12 protein-coding genes and 4 tRNA genes are annotated in these 15,870 nt (G+C 43.1%); all 16 read left to right on the forward strand.

Annotated features, from left to right (window positions below):
• Nucleotides 1-25 precede the first annotated feature (25 nt).
• The 16 genes from EKQ44_RS05585 (at nt 26) to EKQ44_RS21540 (ending at nt 15,809) form a co-directional block, all read left to right on the forward strand.
• Entirely contained in the window at nt 26-1,996 is a 1,971-nt protein-coding gene (locus EKQ44_RS05585) for a DHH family phosphoesterase (RefSeq protein ID WP_237662598.1), read from the forward strand.
• On the forward strand, nt 1,993-2,442 hold the full coding sequence (rplI, locus tag EKQ44_RS05590; protein WP_237662599.1) for a 50S ribosomal protein L9: 450 nt from the start codon (nt 1,993-1,995) through the stop codon (nt 2,440-2,442). Before EKQ44_RS05585 ends, rplI begins: the two co-directional genes overlap by 4 nt.
• 194 nt (nt 2,443-2,636) lie before the next feature.
• Nucleotides 2,637-4,004 (forward strand): replicative DNA helicase, encoded by a 1,368-nt coding sequence (gene dnaB, locus EKQ44_RS05595; RefSeq protein ID WP_237662600.1) that lies wholly within the window; start codon nt 2,637-2,639, stop codon nt 4,002-4,004.
• Nucleotides 4,005-4,382: 378 nt separating this feature from the next.
• Nucleotides 4,383-5,672 (forward strand): adenylosuccinate synthase, encoded by a 1,290-nt coding sequence (locus tag EKQ44_RS05600; protein WP_237662601.1) that lies wholly within the window; start codon nt 4,383-4,385, stop codon nt 5,670-5,672.
• A 363-nt stretch (nt 5,673-6,035) separates the two neighbouring features.
• Nucleotides 6,036-6,111, forward strand: a tRNA-Lys gene (locus EKQ44_RS05605).
• A 19-nt stretch (nt 6,112-6,130) separates the two neighbouring features.
• A tRNA-Glu gene (locus tag EKQ44_RS05610) sits at nt 6,131-6,205 on the forward strand.
• Nucleotides 6,206-6,220: 15 nt separating this feature from the next.
• Nucleotides 6,221-6,296 (forward strand) — tRNA-Asp (locus tag EKQ44_RS05615).
• Nucleotides 6,297-6,331: 35 nt separating this feature from the next.
• Nucleotides 6,332-6,404: transfer RNA gene (locus EKQ44_RS05620), tRNA-Phe, on the forward strand.
• Nucleotides 6,405-6,885: 481 nt separating this feature from the next.
• Nucleotides 6,886-8,391 (forward strand): peptidoglycan DD-metalloendopeptidase family protein, encoded by a 1,506-nt coding sequence (locus tag EKQ44_RS05625; protein WP_237662602.1) that lies wholly within the window; start codon nt 6,886-6,888, stop codon nt 8,389-8,391.
• Between the two features lie 316 nt (nt 8,392-8,707).
• Nucleotides 8,708-9,409 carry a response regulator YycF gene (gene yycF / locus EKQ44_RS05630; RefSeq protein WP_064099774.1) on the forward strand — a complete coding sequence of 234 codons (702 nt, stop codon included), beginning with the start codon at nt 8,708-8,710 and terminating at the stop codon, nt 9,407-9,409.
• Between the two features lie 5 nt (nt 9,410-9,414).
• The gene (walK, locus tag EKQ44_RS05635) at nt 9,415-11,250 is read left to right on the forward strand and encodes a cell wall metabolism sensor histidine kinase WalK (protein ID WP_237662603.1); all 1,836 of its coding nucleotides are present in this window, start codon (nt 9,415-9,417) and stop codon (nt 11,248-11,250) included.
• On the forward strand, nt 11,247-12,584 hold the full coding sequence (locus tag EKQ44_RS05640) for a YycH family regulatory protein (RefSeq protein ID WP_237662604.1): 1,338 nt from the start codon (nt 11,247-11,249) through the stop codon (nt 12,582-12,584). The genes walK and EKQ44_RS05640 overlap by 4 nt, the downstream gene beginning before the upstream one ends.
• A gap of 1 nt (nt 12,585) precedes the next feature.
• Nucleotides 12,586-13,392 (forward strand): two-component system regulatory protein YycI, encoded by an 807-nt coding sequence (locus tag EKQ44_RS05645; protein WP_237662605.1) that lies wholly within the window; start codon nt 12,586-12,588, stop codon nt 13,390-13,392.
• 6 nt (nt 13,393-13,398) lie between these two features.
• Nucleotides 13,399-14,193 carry an MBL fold metallo-hydrolase gene (locus EKQ44_RS05650; RefSeq protein WP_237662606.1) on the forward strand — a complete coding sequence of 265 codons (795 nt, stop codon included), beginning with the start codon at nt 13,399-13,401 and terminating at the stop codon, nt 14,191-14,193.
• A 97-nt stretch (nt 14,194-14,290) separates the two neighbouring features.
• Entirely contained in the window at nt 14,291-15,544 is a 1,254-nt protein-coding gene (locus EKQ44_RS05655) for a S1C family serine protease (RefSeq protein WP_237662607.1), read from the forward strand.
• A gap of 16 nt (nt 15,545-15,560) precedes the next feature.
• A complete protein-coding gene (locus tag EKQ44_RS21540; protein WP_331254647.1) occupies nt 15,561-15,809 on the forward strand; it encodes a CxxH/CxxC protein in 249 nt (82 codons plus the stop codon).
• Nucleotides 15,810-15,870 lie beyond the last annotated feature (61 nt).

The following is a 15,870-nucleotide window of genomic DNA, read 5'->3' on the forward strand; positions in this document are numbered from 1 at the left end:
ACTATTAATTAGGAGCTGAACATACATGCCTAATTATTTTGAAAAACTGAATTTGCGTTATCCCGTTTATTTACTTTTTGTCATTGCACTGATTCAACTTGGGATAATCGTGTTTTTCCAATGGCAAATAGGGATTGTCAGCTTTCTGCTCCTAGGCTTGGTTGTATATCTTTACATCAAAGTGGAACAAAAGGCTAAAAAAGAAATGGAATCGTATATTTCCACCCTTTCCTATCGGTTAAAAAAGGTCGGGGAAGAAGCGTTGATGGAAATGCCAATTGGGATCATGCTTTACAATGATGATTATCAAATCGAATGGACCAACCCCTTTCTTGCTTCCTGTTTTCATGAGGAAACATTGGTAGGAAGGTCTTTATATGATGTTGGGGAGAACATGATCCCTCTTTTGAAACAGGATATCGAGACAGAAACCATTCCCTTGCATGATCGAAAATATAAAGTGGTCATCAAAAAGGCAGAACGTCTCATTTACTTTTTTGATATTACAGAACAGACTCATATCGAGAAGTTATATGAGGATGAGCGGACGGTTCTTGGCATTATTTTCCTTGATAACTATGATGAAGTGACACAGGGAATGGATGATCAGACAAAAAGTGCGATCAACAGTCAAGTGACCTCTATTATCAATAAATGGTCCATGGAAAATGGCGTCTTTTTGAAAAGAACGTCCATGGAGCGTTTTATTGTCGTGCTGAATGAACATATTCTTGTTCAATTGGAGAAGAACAAGTTCTCTATTTTAGATGAAGTACGTGAGCAAACATCCAAACAAAACATGCCTCTAACCTTAAGTGTTGGTATTGGTACAGGGGTTCCTTCCTTACCGGAGCTTGGACACCTTGCCCAATCAAGCCTTGACTTGGCATTAGGTCGTGGTGGGGATCAGGTGGCGATCAAGCAGACAAACGGAAAGGTTCGCTTTTATGGAGGCAAAACCAATCCGATGGAAAAACGCACACGTGTACGTGCACGCGTCATTTCCCATGCATTGAAGGAATTGATTCAAGGTAGTGACAAAGTCATCATTATGGGACATCGCTATCCAGATATGGATGCACTTGGCGCGGCAATTGGTATCGCCAAGGTGGCGGAACTTAACCACAAAGATGCCTATATCGTGTTAAACCAACAGGAAATGGATGCAGGCATTCACCGCCTGTTGGAAGAATTAAAAAATCATAGTGAGCTATGGGAAAAATTCATTTCACCAGAAGATGCCCTAGAGATAGCGACAGGTGATACCCTTCTGGTCGTGGTGGATACGCATAAGCCTTCCCTTGTGATCGAGGAAAAGCTGTTAAATAAAATGGACAATGTCGTCGTCATTGACCACCACAGACGTGGAGAAGATTTTATAGAAGATCCATTGCTCGTATATATGGAGCCATATGCCTCCTCCACGGCAGAGCTGGTAACAGAGCTCCTGCAATATCAGCCAAAGCGGATCAAAATCACAATGCTTGAAGCGACCGCCCTATTAGCTGGTATAATAGTAGATACGAAAAGCTTCACGGTCCGGACCGGTTCCCGTACATTTGATGCCGCATCCTACCTACGTTCCCAAGGTGCAGACACGATTCTTGTCCAAAAGCTATTAAAAGAAAATCTGGAACGCTTTGTAAAACGTGCCAAATTGATTGAGAGTTCCTATCTATTCCAAGAAGGCATTGTCATAGCCAAAGGAATACCTGAGGAGTCGTTTGATCAGGTCATGATTGCGCAGGCGGCAGATACCTTGCTAGCCATGAGCGATATCAATACATCCTTTGTCATCGCCCATCGGAATGGGGAGCAGGTCAGCATCAGTGCGAGATCGCTCGGTGATATCAATGTACAGGTCGTGATGGAAAACCTCGGCGGAGGAGGTCACCTGACCAATGCGGCGACCCAGATGAACACGACCATCGATGAAGCGGAAGAAAAACTAAAACAAGCAATAACAGAGTACTTAGAGGGAGGTTCCAAGGAATGAGGGTAATTTTTTTAAAAGATGTTAAAGGGAAAGGCAAAAAAGGCGAAGTGAAAAACGTGGCAGATGGTTATGCCCATAATTTTCTACTAAAACAAGGGTTGGCGATGGAAGCTTCAAATGGTAACCTTAAATCATTGGAAGCTCAAAAGAACAAAGAAGTCAAAGAAGCCGAACAAGAACTTGAAAATGCGAAAGAGCTAAAAGCGACGCTGGAGAAGCTGACGCTTGAATTCCATACAAAGGCTGGGGAAGGCGGCAGGCTATTCGGCAGCATCACCACCAAACAAATTGCAGAAGAGCTTCATAAGAAGCATAAAATAAAGATCGACAAGCGCAAAATGGAGCTGAACGATGCCATTCGTGCCTTAGGATACACAAATGTGCCAGTGAAGCTGCATACAGACGTTACAGCAACCTTAAAGGTGCATGTGACAGAACAAAAGTAAGAAAGATGCTCGGCTATTGCCGAGTTTTCTTTATGAGAGCTCTTTTCTAAAAATTAGGCTCTGTTAAAATATACTGTTGATTTAGCAGGAACCTAAGCTGTTGTGATAATCAACAGCTGTGTTAAACAGAGCCAAAAGATAAAAGAGCATTGCCGGAAGTAGACAATACGGTTTTCCGGGGAGGAGGAACAGGGATGAGTGATATTTTTGAAGATAGAATTCCACCGCAAAATATAGAAGCGGAACAGGCGGTCATCGGAGCCATTTTTCTAGAGCCGTCCTCACTTACATTGGCATCGGAGCTTGTCATGCCTGATGACTTTTATCGTGCCGCCCATCAAAAGATATATGACTGCATGCTCAATCTTTCCGACCGCGGGGAGCCGGTCGATTTGGTCACCGTCACATCGGAGCTTGCAAATCTGAAACTTTTGGAAGAGGTCGGAGGGGTTTCTTACCTAAGTGACATCGCTGGCTCTGTACCAACGGCAGCGAACATTGAGTATTACGCAAAGATCGTGGAGGAGAAGTCCATTCTTCGCCGTTTGATCCGCACCGCAACGAACATCGCACAAGAAGGATATAGCCGGGAAGATGAGGTAGCGGGATTATTAAACGAAGCAGAAAAACAGATTCTGGAAGTGTCCCAGCGAAAAAATTCCGGTGTATTCCAAAACATCAAAGATGTCTTGGTAAAAACCTATGACAATATCGAAACCCTTCATAACCGTAAAGGGGAAGTGACAGGGATTGAGACAGGCTTTACCGAATTGGATAAAATGACCGCAGGATTCCAGCGAAATGATTTGATCATCATCGCTGCCCGTCCTTCTGTTGGTAAAACGGCATTCGCCTTGAATATTGCACAAAACGTTGCAACAAAGGCCCGTGAAAATGTTGCCATCTTCAGTCTGGAGATGGGCGCGGAGCAGCTTGTCATGAGGATGCTTTGTGCAGAAGGAAACATCAATGCGCAGAACCTTAGAACAGGCCAGCTGACAGCAGAGGATTGGAGCAAGCTGACCATGGCCATGGGAAGCCTCTCCAATGCAGGTATCTACATTGATGATACCCCGGGTATACGTGTAAGCGAAATTCGCTCCAAGTGCCGTCGTCTAAGACAGGAAAGCGGACTTGGAATGATTCTGATTGACTACCTTCAATTGATCCAGGGAAGTGGACGTGGAGGCGGAGAGAACCGTCAACAGGAAGTATCCGAAATCTCCCGTTCCCTAAAAGCATTGGCAAGGGAACTGGAAGTCCCTGTTATCGCCCTGTCCCAGCTATCTCGTGGGGTGGAGCAACGTCAAGACAAGCGACCGATGATGTCCGATATCCGTGAATCCGGAAGTATCGAGCAGGATGCCGATATCGTTGGTTTCTTATACCGTGATGACTATTACGATAAAGAAAGTGAAAACAAGAACATCATCGAGATCATCCTGGCAAAACAGCGTAACGGCCCTGTTGGAACGGTTTCACTGGCTTTCGTAAAAGAATATAATAAATTTGTTAATTTGGAGCGGCGATTTGATGATGAATCCGTCCCTCCAGGGGCATAATAAAAGGCATCTACGTCATGTAGGTGCCTTTTTGGTTATACAAAGCTGTTTTCATCTTCAATATGCAGTAACCATGTTGATCGTAGTGGAAGGCGCGAAGACTTCTGCGGGAGGAAGGGACAAGGAAGACCCCGCAACGTAGTGAGGAGGCTTCCGGACCGCCCGCGAAAAGCGAAGCGCCTGAAACGGAGATCAACGAGCTAAGTGCAGTATATAAGTTAATTTAGGTTTAGATGTTAGTCTTAATTACGAACAAATAAGTTTTACTTTTATATAATTGTTCGTGTTTTGGTTGACTTTCTTGCGATCAGCTGATAAACTTACTTTGGTTGAAAAATGAATTTAAAAAGTTACATATTTAGTGGAGGTGTACGCTCTATGGCATCAGTAGTCGTAGTAGGAACACAATGGGGAGACGAAGGAAAAGGGAAAATTACCGATTTTCTTTCTGAGAATGCAGAGCTTATTGCACGTTACCAAGGGGGTAACAACGCAGGACACACAATTAAATTTAACGGTGAAACATATAAATTACACTTAATACCTTCTGGAATTTTCTATAACGACAAGACTTGTGTTATCGGGAACGGAATGGTTGTAGATCCTAAAGCATTAATCAAAGAATTAAAATATTTACATGACCGCGGTGTGAGCACAGACAATCTGCGCATTTCAGACCGTGCCCATGTGATCCTTCCATATCACTTGAAGCTTGACGAAGTGGAAGAAGAGCGCAAAGGCGCAAACAAGATCGGTACAACGAAAAAAGGAATCGGACCAGCTTACATGGACAAAGCAGCTCGTGTTGGTATCCGTATTGCGGACTTGCTTGACCGTGAACTTTTTGAGGCGAAGCTTGCACACAACTTAGCTGAAAAGAACCGTCTTTTAGAAAGAATGTACGAAACAGAAGGATTCAAGTTAGAAGACATCTTAGATGAGTACTACGAGTACGGACAGCAATTTGCAAAGTACGTAACCGACACTTCTGTTGTGTTAAACGATGCGCTTGATGATGGCCGCCGTGTTCTTTTCGAAGGCGCTCAAGGGGTTATGCTTGATATCGACCAAGGAACATACCCATTCGTAACATCTTCCAACCCTGTAGCAGGTGGAGTTACAATCGGTTCTGGTGTTGGCCCATCAAAAATCGACCATGTGGTAGGTGTGGCGAAAGCTTACACTACTCGTGTTGGTGACGGTCCTTTCCCAACAGAACTAGACAATGAAATTGGTCACCAAATCCGTGAAGTAGGAAGAGAGTACGGTACCACTACTGGCCGTCCGCGCCGTGTTGGTTGGTTTGACAGTGTAGTTGTACGTCACGCACGTCGTGTAAGTGGTATGACAGACCTTTCCTTGAACTCCATCGACGTGTTAACAGGTATTGAAACGCTGAAAATTTGCGTAGCTTACAAATATAAAGGTGAAGTGATGGAAGCATTCCCTGCAAGCTTGAAAGTACTTGCTGAATGTGAGCCAGTTTACGAAGAAATGCCAGGCTGGACGGAAGACATCACAGGCGTCAGAAGCTTGAGTGAGCTACCAGAGAACGCTCGTCATTACATTGAGCGCGTATCTCAGCTTACAGGCATTCCATTGTCCATCTTCTCTGTAGGGCCAGATCGCTCTCAAACGAATGTGGTACGCAGTGTGTATGCGAAGTAATTAAATTAGTGTAGCCCTCCTTTGTGGGGGCTTTGTTTTTTGTCTGATTTAGACAGAACGTGCGGGACTTTTTTAGAAACTATTATTTTTTTGAAAAAGTTATTGCAAGGTTCGTAGATAGTATGCTATTATTAAAAACGTCGTCAAAAGAGATTCTGAAATACATAAGGCGAAGTTGATTTTAGGTGCCGTTAGCTCAGTCGGTAGAGCATGTTGGATAAGCTGCGAAGCGCAACTTCAGCGCACTCGTTGACATTCATCCAGATTAAGCTAGTAGAAACGAGGGCGTCTACAGAGTATGCTTCCTCGAACCTATTAAAGATTTTAAATAGTATCAATATTGTAATTAATCACTTTAATTAGGTGCCATTAGCTCAGTCGGTAGAGCATCTGACTTTTAATCAGAGGGTCGAAGGTTCGAGTCCTTCATGGCACACCATTCCTTTTAAAAATAGTAAGGCCCATTGGTCAAGCGGTTAAGACACCGCCCTTTCACGGCGGTAACACGGGTTCGAATCCCGTATGGGTCACCATTTTCTTTTAACTTAGGTCCCGTGGTGTAGCGGTTAACATGCCTGCCTGTCACGCAGGAGATCGCCGGTTCGATCCCGGTCGGGACCGCCATTTATACATATTCTTAGCTCTTTTTAAGAGTTCTAGGCTCGGTAGCTCAGTTGGTAGAGCAATGGACTGAAAATCCATGTGTCGGCGGTTCGATTCCGTCCCGAGCCATCTCAAAGCAGCGCGTTCATCTTATGGTGAACGTGCTGTTTTTTAGTTTGGAGTCTAGGTAATTCAAACTTTTTCTAAAAGCCCGAAACATCTCCGGAAGTCATACAAGGGTCAAATAGTAGTACTCTAATCACCAATTTAACTTTCGCTCTAAGCCCAGCCATTCCAGCAATGTTACCCCTCTGTAACAATAAAGGATAAATTCCCCTTCCATTCCAGCCACAACATTAAAACTATGTAAAATTACCCATAAAACATACCTAAATAAGGAAAAAAACCTATGAATCGCCTAAATATGACAAGAATAATACAATTCTATTACATCTTTCGTTCTAGTATTCTATTGGATTATGGACATATGGTATGGTAAAGTAGTCGGAAATTTTAAATGGGTATCATTAGACCTAATACGAGGAATCTAGTAAACCTAAATAAAAACTGTTTAAAGAACGGGGAAAGAAATCAGGGGGAAATAAAGACCATGATGAACCGATTAAAGCGTATATATAGTACATACACCAAAAAACAAAATAGTAAACATATATCTCAAAAAAATCGTTTTTCTACTTTTACAAAAAGAGTTATGGTGGTAACGACTGTAGCTGCTTCTACCATCTCGTTGGGCGCTATGGCTGTCCATGCAAGTGAAAATTCCCTACTAGGTACTATTTATCATGTGTACCTGAATGGTGAGCGTGTGGGAGCTGTGGACGATAAACAAGCGTTGGATAAAGCGGTAAATGAAAAGATCGATTCTGTTCAGAAGCAATTTAAAAATCTGGAGCTTTCCGTTGGTAACCAAGTTTCTGTCGTGCCTGAAAAGGTATTTCGACCATCAGCTGAGAACCAAGAGACGATTGATACGGTTGTCGAGCAGGTAGAAGTGAAAGCAAGCGCGTCCGCATTGACCATTAACGGGAAAGAAGTAGTACTTCTTAAAGATCAGGAAGAAGCGGAAAAAGTAATGGAGCTTCTCAAATTGGATTATGTGTCCAAGGAAGATCTAGAAGCTTTAGAGAAAAAGCAAAATGATGAAAACGCTGATAAGGAACTTCCTGAATTGAAAAAAGGTGAGTCTCGTATATTAGACGTTTCCATCTCGGAAAAAGTTTCATTTTCTAACAAAAATGTTGAACCGGAAAATGTAGTTTCTGTTAAAGAAGCACTTGAACAGATTAAAAAAGGAACAAAAGAAGCAAAAAAATATGAAGTACAAGTTGGAGATTCCTTAGGGGATATTGCGGAAAAGCATGATTTGACTTCAGAAGAGTTATTGAAATTGAATCCAGATATCGAAATGAGTTCATTGCTTGCAGTCGGGAAAACATTGAATGTGTCCGCTAAAAAGCCGTACCTCAAAGTATTGGTAAAAGAAGAGGCTTCTAAAAATGAAGAAATCCCTTACGAGCAGGAAGTCATTGAAGACAAAGAACTTCCAAAGGGAGAAACGAAAGTGAAGCAACAAGGAGTAAATGGTGAAAAGAACGTCCGCACCATTACGACGAAGGAAAATGGCGTTACGATGAAAACGGAAGTAACGCATGATGAAACGTTGAAAGAACCTGTGAAACACATCGTGATAAAAGGTACAAAAGTGATTCCTTCCCGCGGAAGCGGCTCACTTGCATGGCCTGCAGTAGGCGGCTATATCTCCAGTAAAATGGGACACCGCTGGGGCAAAATGCACAAAGGGATCGACATCGCCCGTCCAAGTGACAGAACGATTAAAGCAGCCGATAACGGCGTTGTGGAATCTGCCGGTTGGGATGGCGGTTACGGAAACAAGATTGTCATCAACCATCAGAATGGCATGAAAACCATTTATGCTCACCTTGATTCCATGAGTGTATCCGTAGGAGAAACTGTTTCTCGTGGATCAAAAATTGGTGTCATGGGAACGACTGGTCAATCAACAGGCGTCCACTTACACTTTGAAGTATACAAAGACGGTCAGCTAAAAGACCCATTGCAATATCTAAACAACTAAACACATACACCAGCCTCTAGCAACCTGAAAGACAGCTAGAGGTTTTTATTTGCTATAGAGCCATACAAATTCACCTTGTAGTGCAAGGTGTGAGACTCCGGACCCCGGCGTGGGTTGAGCTCCCTGAAGCAATGTGAGGAGGCACAAGCAGCGCCCTCTGGATAAGCGAACGCCTGGAATGGAAATCTACAAGGAGTTACCAAAGCTTTCCCTTAATAGATGCTTTACAGAGCACTACATGGTAAAGTAAATAGTATAATGCTTTCGTAAATACTGAATGATATAAATAGATAGAAGTTGAAGGAGCGAAACTCAGATGGAAAAGAAAATATTAGTGGTAGACGACGAGAAACCAATTGCCGATATATTGAAATTCAACCTTCAAAAAGAAGGCTATGAAGTGTACTGTGCTTATGACGGCGAAGAAGCGGTCAATAAGGTAGAGGAAGTACGCCCAGATTTAATTTTACTCGATATCATGCTACCGCAACGTGACGGCATGGAAGTATGCAGGGAAGTACGTAAAAAATATGAAATGCCAATCATCATGCTGACAGCAAAAGATTCCGAAATTGATAAAGTACTCGGGCTTGAGCTTGGGGCTGATGACTATGTAACGAAGCCATTCAGCACGCGTGAGTTGATTGCACGTGTGAAGGCCAACCTGCGCCGTCACCAGCAAAAGGCTGCCGACACGGAAGAACCGACGGAAATCACGATTGGGTCCCTTGTGATCCATCCTGATGCCTATATGGTGACAAAACGTGGAGACATGATCGAATTGACGCACCGTGAGTTTGAATTGCTTCATTATCTTGCCAAGCATATTGGACAAGTAATGACACGTGAGCATCTCCTGCAGACAGTTTGGGGTTACGATTATTATGGAGATGTGAGAACCGTGGACGTAACGGTACGTCGCCTACGTGAAAAAATTGAGGATAATCCAAGTCATCCGACATGGATAGTTACAAGAAGAGGAGTTGGCTATTACCTGCGACAAACCGAGCAGGAATAATATACATGAAAAAGGTAGGTTTTTTTCGATCCATTCATCTTAAGTTTGTGGTGATTTATGTATTGCTGATATTGGTTGCCATGCAGATCATTGGGGTTTATTTTGTCAGTAAGCTGGAAAGTCAGCTGATTGAAAACTTTAATGAATCCTTGAATGAGCGTATCAACCTTTTGGCATACAGCATTGAACAAGAAATAAAGAAGCAACGGGATGATACCTCTCCAACCATTGAGGAGGATATCCGTGCCGTGCTGCAAGATGTAACAATGGAAGACATTGATGAGATTCGAGTCATGAATGCAAACAGCAGGGTTTTGGGGACCTCTAATCCATACAACCAAACAAGTGTCGGAAAAAGGACGACAGAGCTTCTAGTAAAAAGGGCTTTAGTCACAGGAAAGTCAACTCCAAAGGATGCAATAGATCGGCAGACCTTGAATCGGATTAGACAAATAGCCACTCCTGTAAAATCGAATAACCAAGAGATTATCGGTGCCATTTATGTAGAGGCTTCCATGGAAAAGCTCTATACACAGATGCGTCAGATCAATGGGATATTTGCCACAGGAACGATCATTGCCATGGCATTTACTGCGGTACTTGGAGTCATCCTTGCCCAGACTATTACAAGACCGATGTCTGATATGAGAAAACAGGCCCTGGAAATGGCAAGAGGGAACTTCTCTCGTAAGGTTAATATCTACGGAAACGATGAAATCGGTCAATTGGCGCTTTCCTTCAATAACTTGACAAAAAAGTTGCAGGAAGCTCAAGCGACCACTGAGGGTGAACGTAGAAAGTTGAGTTCTGTTTTATCCCATATGACTGATGGCGTAATTGCCACTGATAGAAAAGGAAGGATCATCCTCATTAATGAACCTGCCTTGGGAATGTTAGATGTTCCACGTGAAACAGTCATAAACAAATCAATTATTGAAGTGTTAGGGATTGAGGAAACCCATACATTTGACCTCTTGATTTCCGAACAGGAATCCTTGATTCTTGATTTCAGTACGGAGAAAAAACCGTTTATACTCAGGGCGAGCAACTCTGTCATTCAGAAGGAGACAGGGTTTATTAATGGTTTGATTACCGTCTTGCACGATATCACCGAACAGGAAAAAATCGATCAGGAGCGGCGTGAATTTGTGGCGAATGTATCGCATGAATTAAGAACGCCACTGACTACGATGCGCAGTTATTTAGAGGCATTGGCTGATGGGGCCTGGAAGGATGACGAGATCGCACCTAGGTTCTTGGATGTCACGCAAACCGAAACGGAAAGGATGATCAGGCTCGTAAATGATCTATTGCAACTTTCCAAAATGGATTCCAGAGATTATCATTTTTATAAGAAGCAGATAGATTTTGGTGAATTCTTTAATCGAATTATTGACCGATTTGAATTATCCAAATCTCAGAAGGTTTCTTTTATCCGAAACATTCCTAGCCAAGAGGTTTTGGTTTCTATTGATACAGATAAAATCACGCAGGTCTTGGATAATATTATTTCCAATGCCATGAAATATTCGCCAGAGGGTGGGACCATTATCTTCACCGTTGATATTGAGGAATCAGCCAATCAAATCTTGGTAAGCATCAGTGATCAAGGAGTTGGAATTCCAAAAGCTGATATTAATAAAATCTTTGAGCGTTTCTATCGAGTGGATAAAGCAAGAACAAGAATGCTTGGGGGTACTGGACTGGGGTTGGCGATTGCCAAAGAAATGATCCAAGCCCATGACGGTGATATATGGGCATCGAGTGAAGAAGGAAAAGGCACTACCATCTACTTCACACTTCCTATCTCCCAAGAGGAACAAGAGGATGACTGGGCATGAATTATGAAACTATTAAATCATTAATTTTAACCTTTCTTGTACTACTAAGCCTCGTTCTTACATGGAATCTGTGGACCTATCAACCTGATTATGAATACATCAATAGCGATCGGGTCATCAGTGATGTGGAAATCAGGGAAAAGAAGGAAATCAACCAACTTATAAAACCAAGCTATATGCTTTTTCATTATGATGATGTACATCATGGCAATGTGGATACAGATCGTTTTATGAATGAGTTTAAAAGTTGGAGCCTTTATGATATTGAACGGGTGGACAATAACAACCATGACTTTACTTCTTTCGTGCATGGCAACAGAAAAATGGAAGTGGTATTTCCTGATGACATCCCGTTGCAGACATTCCGTTATCTAACAAACTTTAGGGATAGTGAAATCCCGGAAATTAATATCAACAGAATATTGGTTGATTTTAACGTCGTATCGGAAGGTAGTGAGCAAACCATCTTCTTGGTCAACTACGAAGAGAAGGATGTTTATTCGGCAAGAGTAAGCAACTTATCCCTTAACCAAATGGAGCGTGCCTTTTATCAAACAGGAAGAACAAATCCGCTCTACCTCTCTTTAAAAGCGGAGGATGATCGATATGTATTCTTCCCTGCCCTGGATAGGAAAGAGGAGCAAATACGCACCTATAGTTACTTTACCGATCAGTTAAATCCGGAAGATTTCAAGGATGCACTTTTTAGCGATCCGAGTATTGTAACAAAAGACATGACGCTCGATGCGGAGGTATACCGTGATGATTCCAGGCTGATGAGGGTAACCAATCATGATTATAAACTCCAATATGTAAACCCCGGGAACACCGGACAAGGAAATACGTTGGAATTCAATGTCATTGAGCAAGGAATCGAGTTTGTGAATAATCATAGCGGCTGGACGGGACCTGTAGAAAATTATAAGCTGGATAAATGGAATAGAAGTACTCTCGAGGACACCGTTTCCTTTCGAATGTATGTGGGTGACTATCCAATATTCAACTTTAATTCAGATGCCGTCACAGAGATTGTGCAATCTTGGAGGAATAATGAACTGCGTGAATATACCCGGCCAATTTTTGAATTTGGCATCATTGTGCCAAGATCGCCCCAAAAGAAACTTCCTAGGGGCGAGCGTGTATTGAGGGAAATGGAAAAGTGGAACATCGATACAAGCAAAGTGACGGATATTAAAATCGCTTATGAACTCAAGCGAAGTTCTGAAACAACGGAGATCATCACGATTGAACCGATATGGGTTTACCAGGAAAACCATTCAACATGGTCTAAGCTTACCTTTACGGAAAACGATGATCTAGAAGGGGGAATGTAAGATGGATTGGAGGAAAACCAAGACAATCTTCATCCTTACGTTCCTTGTCTTAAATATCTTCCTTGGTGCAAAAATACTTGATAAAAGAGAGAAAAGTCAGTTGGAATTACTTGCTGAAGCCTCTACAGAGGAAAAGTTTGAGGTAGATGAAATTACCTATGCAGACCTTCCAAAAGCACCTTCCAAAGAAAGCTATATCAGCGGGAGCAGCTATGTGTTCACGGATGATGATGTGAAAAAGTTAATGGAGGAAAAGGGGCAAGAGGTAAAGCGTATAGATGAAACGACCATACATGCAGAGTGGAAGGAACCGATCGCGCTTCCAGAAACGAATATGACCTCAAAGCTCCATACTATTTTCCAAGATCAAATCCTTTTTGCAGACCAATATAAGTTTTGGGGCTTTAATCCTGTGAGCAATACGTTATATTTTTTCCAGCAATATGATGGTAAGCATATTTACAGTAACTCAAGTGGGATGGTAACGGTGCAATTAAACGAGCTTGGTGAGATTGTTGCCTATATGCAGACATATATCACCGATCTTGAGGAAATGGATGTAGAGCAAGACGTCATCTCCGTTTTCAATGCATTGGAGAACTTATACAACAGCGGCGATTTACGGTCAAGAAGCCATGTCAGTCATATGGAACTCGGTTATTACACCTTGTTGGATAATACGAACTCACATGTATTGATTCCGACTTGGCATATCGTCATCAACGAGAACAAGAACTTGGAACAGGACTTTTTCGTAAACGCATTTGAAGGATCCATTATTAAAAAAGACAATCGAACATTGGAGTGAAGTGACATGAGCCTGCATTTTAGCGTGCTAGCAAGCGGCAGCACAGGAAATGCAATTTATGTCGCGACAGAGGAGCATTCTTTATTAATCGATGCTGGTTTGAGCGGCAAAAAAATGCAAGAACTGTTTAATGGGATAGGCAGAAAAATAGAAGATCTATCCGGAATTTTGGTGACACATGAGCATAGCGATCACATCAAGGGGCTTGGCGTTCTTGCCAGAAAGTACAAGCTCCCGATCTATGCCAATGAAAAGACATGGAAGGCGATGGACGGCCTGGTTGGCGTCATCCCGACAGAACAAAAATTCACGTTTGAGATGGAGCAGGTGAAAACATTCGGTGGACTTGATGTCCAATCCTTCGGTGTATCTCACGATGCAGCAGAGCCGATGTTCTATTCCTTCCATGACGGTGATAAAAAAGTAGTTGTCATCACCGACACAGGTTATGTCAGCGACAGGGTGAAAGGCATCATTTCCGATGCCGACGCCTATGTTTTTGAGAGCAATCATGACGTGCAGATGCTGCAAATGGGACACTATCCATGGAGCATCAAACGACGTATCCTAAGCGATGTAGGACACGTATCCAATGAGGATGCAGCCCTTGCCATGGCAGATGTCATGGGAGACAAAACGAAGCGTATTTATTTGGCGCATTTAAGTAAAGATAATAACATGAAAGATCTAGCGAGGATGTCTGTCCAGCAAACACTTGCCACACAAGGTGTAATCGTGGGGGAACAAGTGGAATTGTATGACACAGACCCTGAGAAACCAACCGCGCTTGCTTTCGTGTAAAAGTCTTAGGCTTATAGCGCCTTTCTTTTTGTCTTTTTCCTGGACTTTTACATGAAGCGTCGAGGGTAGTAGCGATGTGAAGGAAAGGAAGGTCAACATGGGATATTACGACAATCAAGATCCATCCAAACATTCTAAGCAAAAAGGAAACAGAGGGAAGTATTTTCTCCCTGGTATCGTGGCATTATCACTTGGTGTTTTATTACTCGTCGTGGCATTCCCCGGACTGACAGGAAGAGTGATGCCAGATGGAAGTGACCGTCAGGCGGTGGAGCAACGCGAGCAGCTCCCAAATCAGCCTGAATCAGGTGGGACAGCCGCAGAGATCCGCAATGTCTCCGTTAATGTAACATCAGGTGTAACAGAAGCGGTCGACAATGTCGCAGAAGCAGTGGTCGGCGTCATCAACCTGCAAAATGCCTCCTTCTGGAACGATACAGAAGTGGAAACAGATGAGGAAGGCGAAGCAGGGACAGGCTCTGGCGTCATCTATAAAAAAGAAAATGGAAAAGCCTATGTGGTGACGAACTATCATGTGATTGAAGGGGCATCCCAAGTGGAACTCAGCCTGATTGACGGTACAAGGGTACCGGCAGAAGTGCTTGGTGAAGATCCGCTGACAGACCTTGCTGTGTTATCCATGACAGATGAAATGGTGACAAAGGTGGCGGACTTTGGCGACTCTGACAGCGTGCGTACAGGCGAGCCCGTCATCGCGATCGGAAACCCACTTGGACTGCAATTTTCCGGCTCGGTAACACAAGGAATTATCTCCGGAACAGACCGGAGCATCCCTGTGGATGTAAACAGGGATGGCACACCGGACTGGCACTCAGATGTGATGCAGACAGACGCTGCCATCAACCCTGGTAACAGCGGAGGCGCATTAATTAATATCCAAGGGAAAGTCATCGGCATCAACTCGATGAAAATTGCCCAGTCTGCGGTAGAAGGAATCGGCTTGGCCATTCCGGTCAACTCGGCGATCCCAATCATTAATGACTTGGAGCAATACGGTCAGGTAAAACGTCCATACTTCGGTGTCAGCATCGGTTCTTTGTCCGATGTATCAAGCTACCACTGGCAACAGACCTTGAAGCTTCCGAAAGAAGTAAGTGCAGGAGTGTATATTACAGGAGTGACACCTGGTTCACCGGCAGCAAAAGCAGGGTTGCAGGAGTATGACGTAATTGTGGACCTTGACGGCGAACAGGTGCGGGATGTCATTGAGTTGCGTAAGCATCTTTATAATGAAAAACAGGTCGGCGATGATATGACGGTTACGTTCTATCGAGGCAAGGATCAAAATTCAACGACTGTGAATTTGACGGAAGACACAACAGGCGAATAAGAAGAAAAGGGGAGGGATGGCAGAAATCTCTCCCCTTTCTGTTTTCACACATGTGGATAAATGGTATCCTAGTGAAGTTAAAGAAGGATTGGAAAGGACTGTGGATAAAATGAAATGCTGTTTAGAACATATCGAGTTAGCAATGGAAATGTACATAGATGAACACGAGGAAGCACCAATTCTAGAGATGTTACCGGAAGAAGAAAAGTTATCAACAACCTGTGAATTTTGTAAAGAAGCTGCAATATATATGGTGGGGAACTAATATTCGCCCACTAAATGTGGATAGAAATTGTTGATATGTGGATAACTTTTGTGGATAAACT

Source organism: Sutcliffiella horikoshii (assembly GCF_021991925.1).
In the GTDB taxonomy this organism is placed as follows: domain Bacteria; phylum Bacillota; class Bacilli; order Bacillales; family Bacillaceae_I; genus Sutcliffiella_A; species Sutcliffiella_A horikoshii_F.

Bases quoted from the DNA above. Each gene is read 5' to 3' on its own strand.
- EKQ44_RS05625 (WP_237662602.1), top strand. From the start codon at position 6,886: ATGATGAACCGATTAAAGCGTATATATAGTACATACACCAAAAAACAA.
- EKQ44_RS05600 (WP_237662601.1), top strand. From the start codon at position 4,383: ATGGCATCAGTAGTCGTAGTAGGAACACAATGGGGAGACGAAGGAAAA.
- EKQ44_RS21540 (WP_331254647.1), top strand. From the start codon at position 15,561: ATGGCAGAAATCTCTCCCCTTTCTGTTTTCACACATGTGGATAAATGG.
- EKQ44_RS05585 (WP_237662598.1), top strand. From the start codon at position 26: ATGCCTAATTATTTTGAAAAACTGAATTTGCGTTATCCCGTTTATTTA.
- EKQ44_RS05650 (WP_237662606.1), top strand. From the start codon at position 13,399: ATGAGCCTGCATTTTAGCGTGCTAGCAAGCGGCAGCACAGGAAATGCA.
- EKQ44_RS05655 (WP_237662607.1), top strand. From the start codon at position 14,291: ATGGGATATTACGACAATCAAGATCCATCCAAACATTCTAAGCAAAAA.
- walK (WP_237662603.1), top strand. From the start codon at position 9,415: ATGAAAAAGGTAGGTTTTTTTCGATCCATTCATCTTAAGTTTGTGGTG.
- yycF (WP_064099774.1), top strand. From the start codon at position 8,708: ATGGAAAAGAAAATATTAGTGGTAGACGACGAGAAACCAATTGCCGAT.
- EKQ44_RS05645 (WP_237662605.1), top strand. From the start codon at position 12,586: ATGGATTGGAGGAAAACCAAGACAATCTTCATCCTTACGTTCCTTGTC.
- dnaB (WP_237662600.1), top strand. From the start codon at position 2,637: ATGAGTGATATTTTTGAAGATAGAATTCCACCGCAAAATATAGAAGCG.
- EKQ44_RS05640 (WP_237662604.1), top strand. From the start codon at position 11,247: ATGAATTATGAAACTATTAAATCATTAATTTTAACCTTTCTTGTACTA.
- rplI (WP_237662599.1), top strand. From the start codon at position 1,993: ATGAGGGTAATTTTTTTAAAAGATGTTAAAGGGAAAGGCAAAAAAGGC.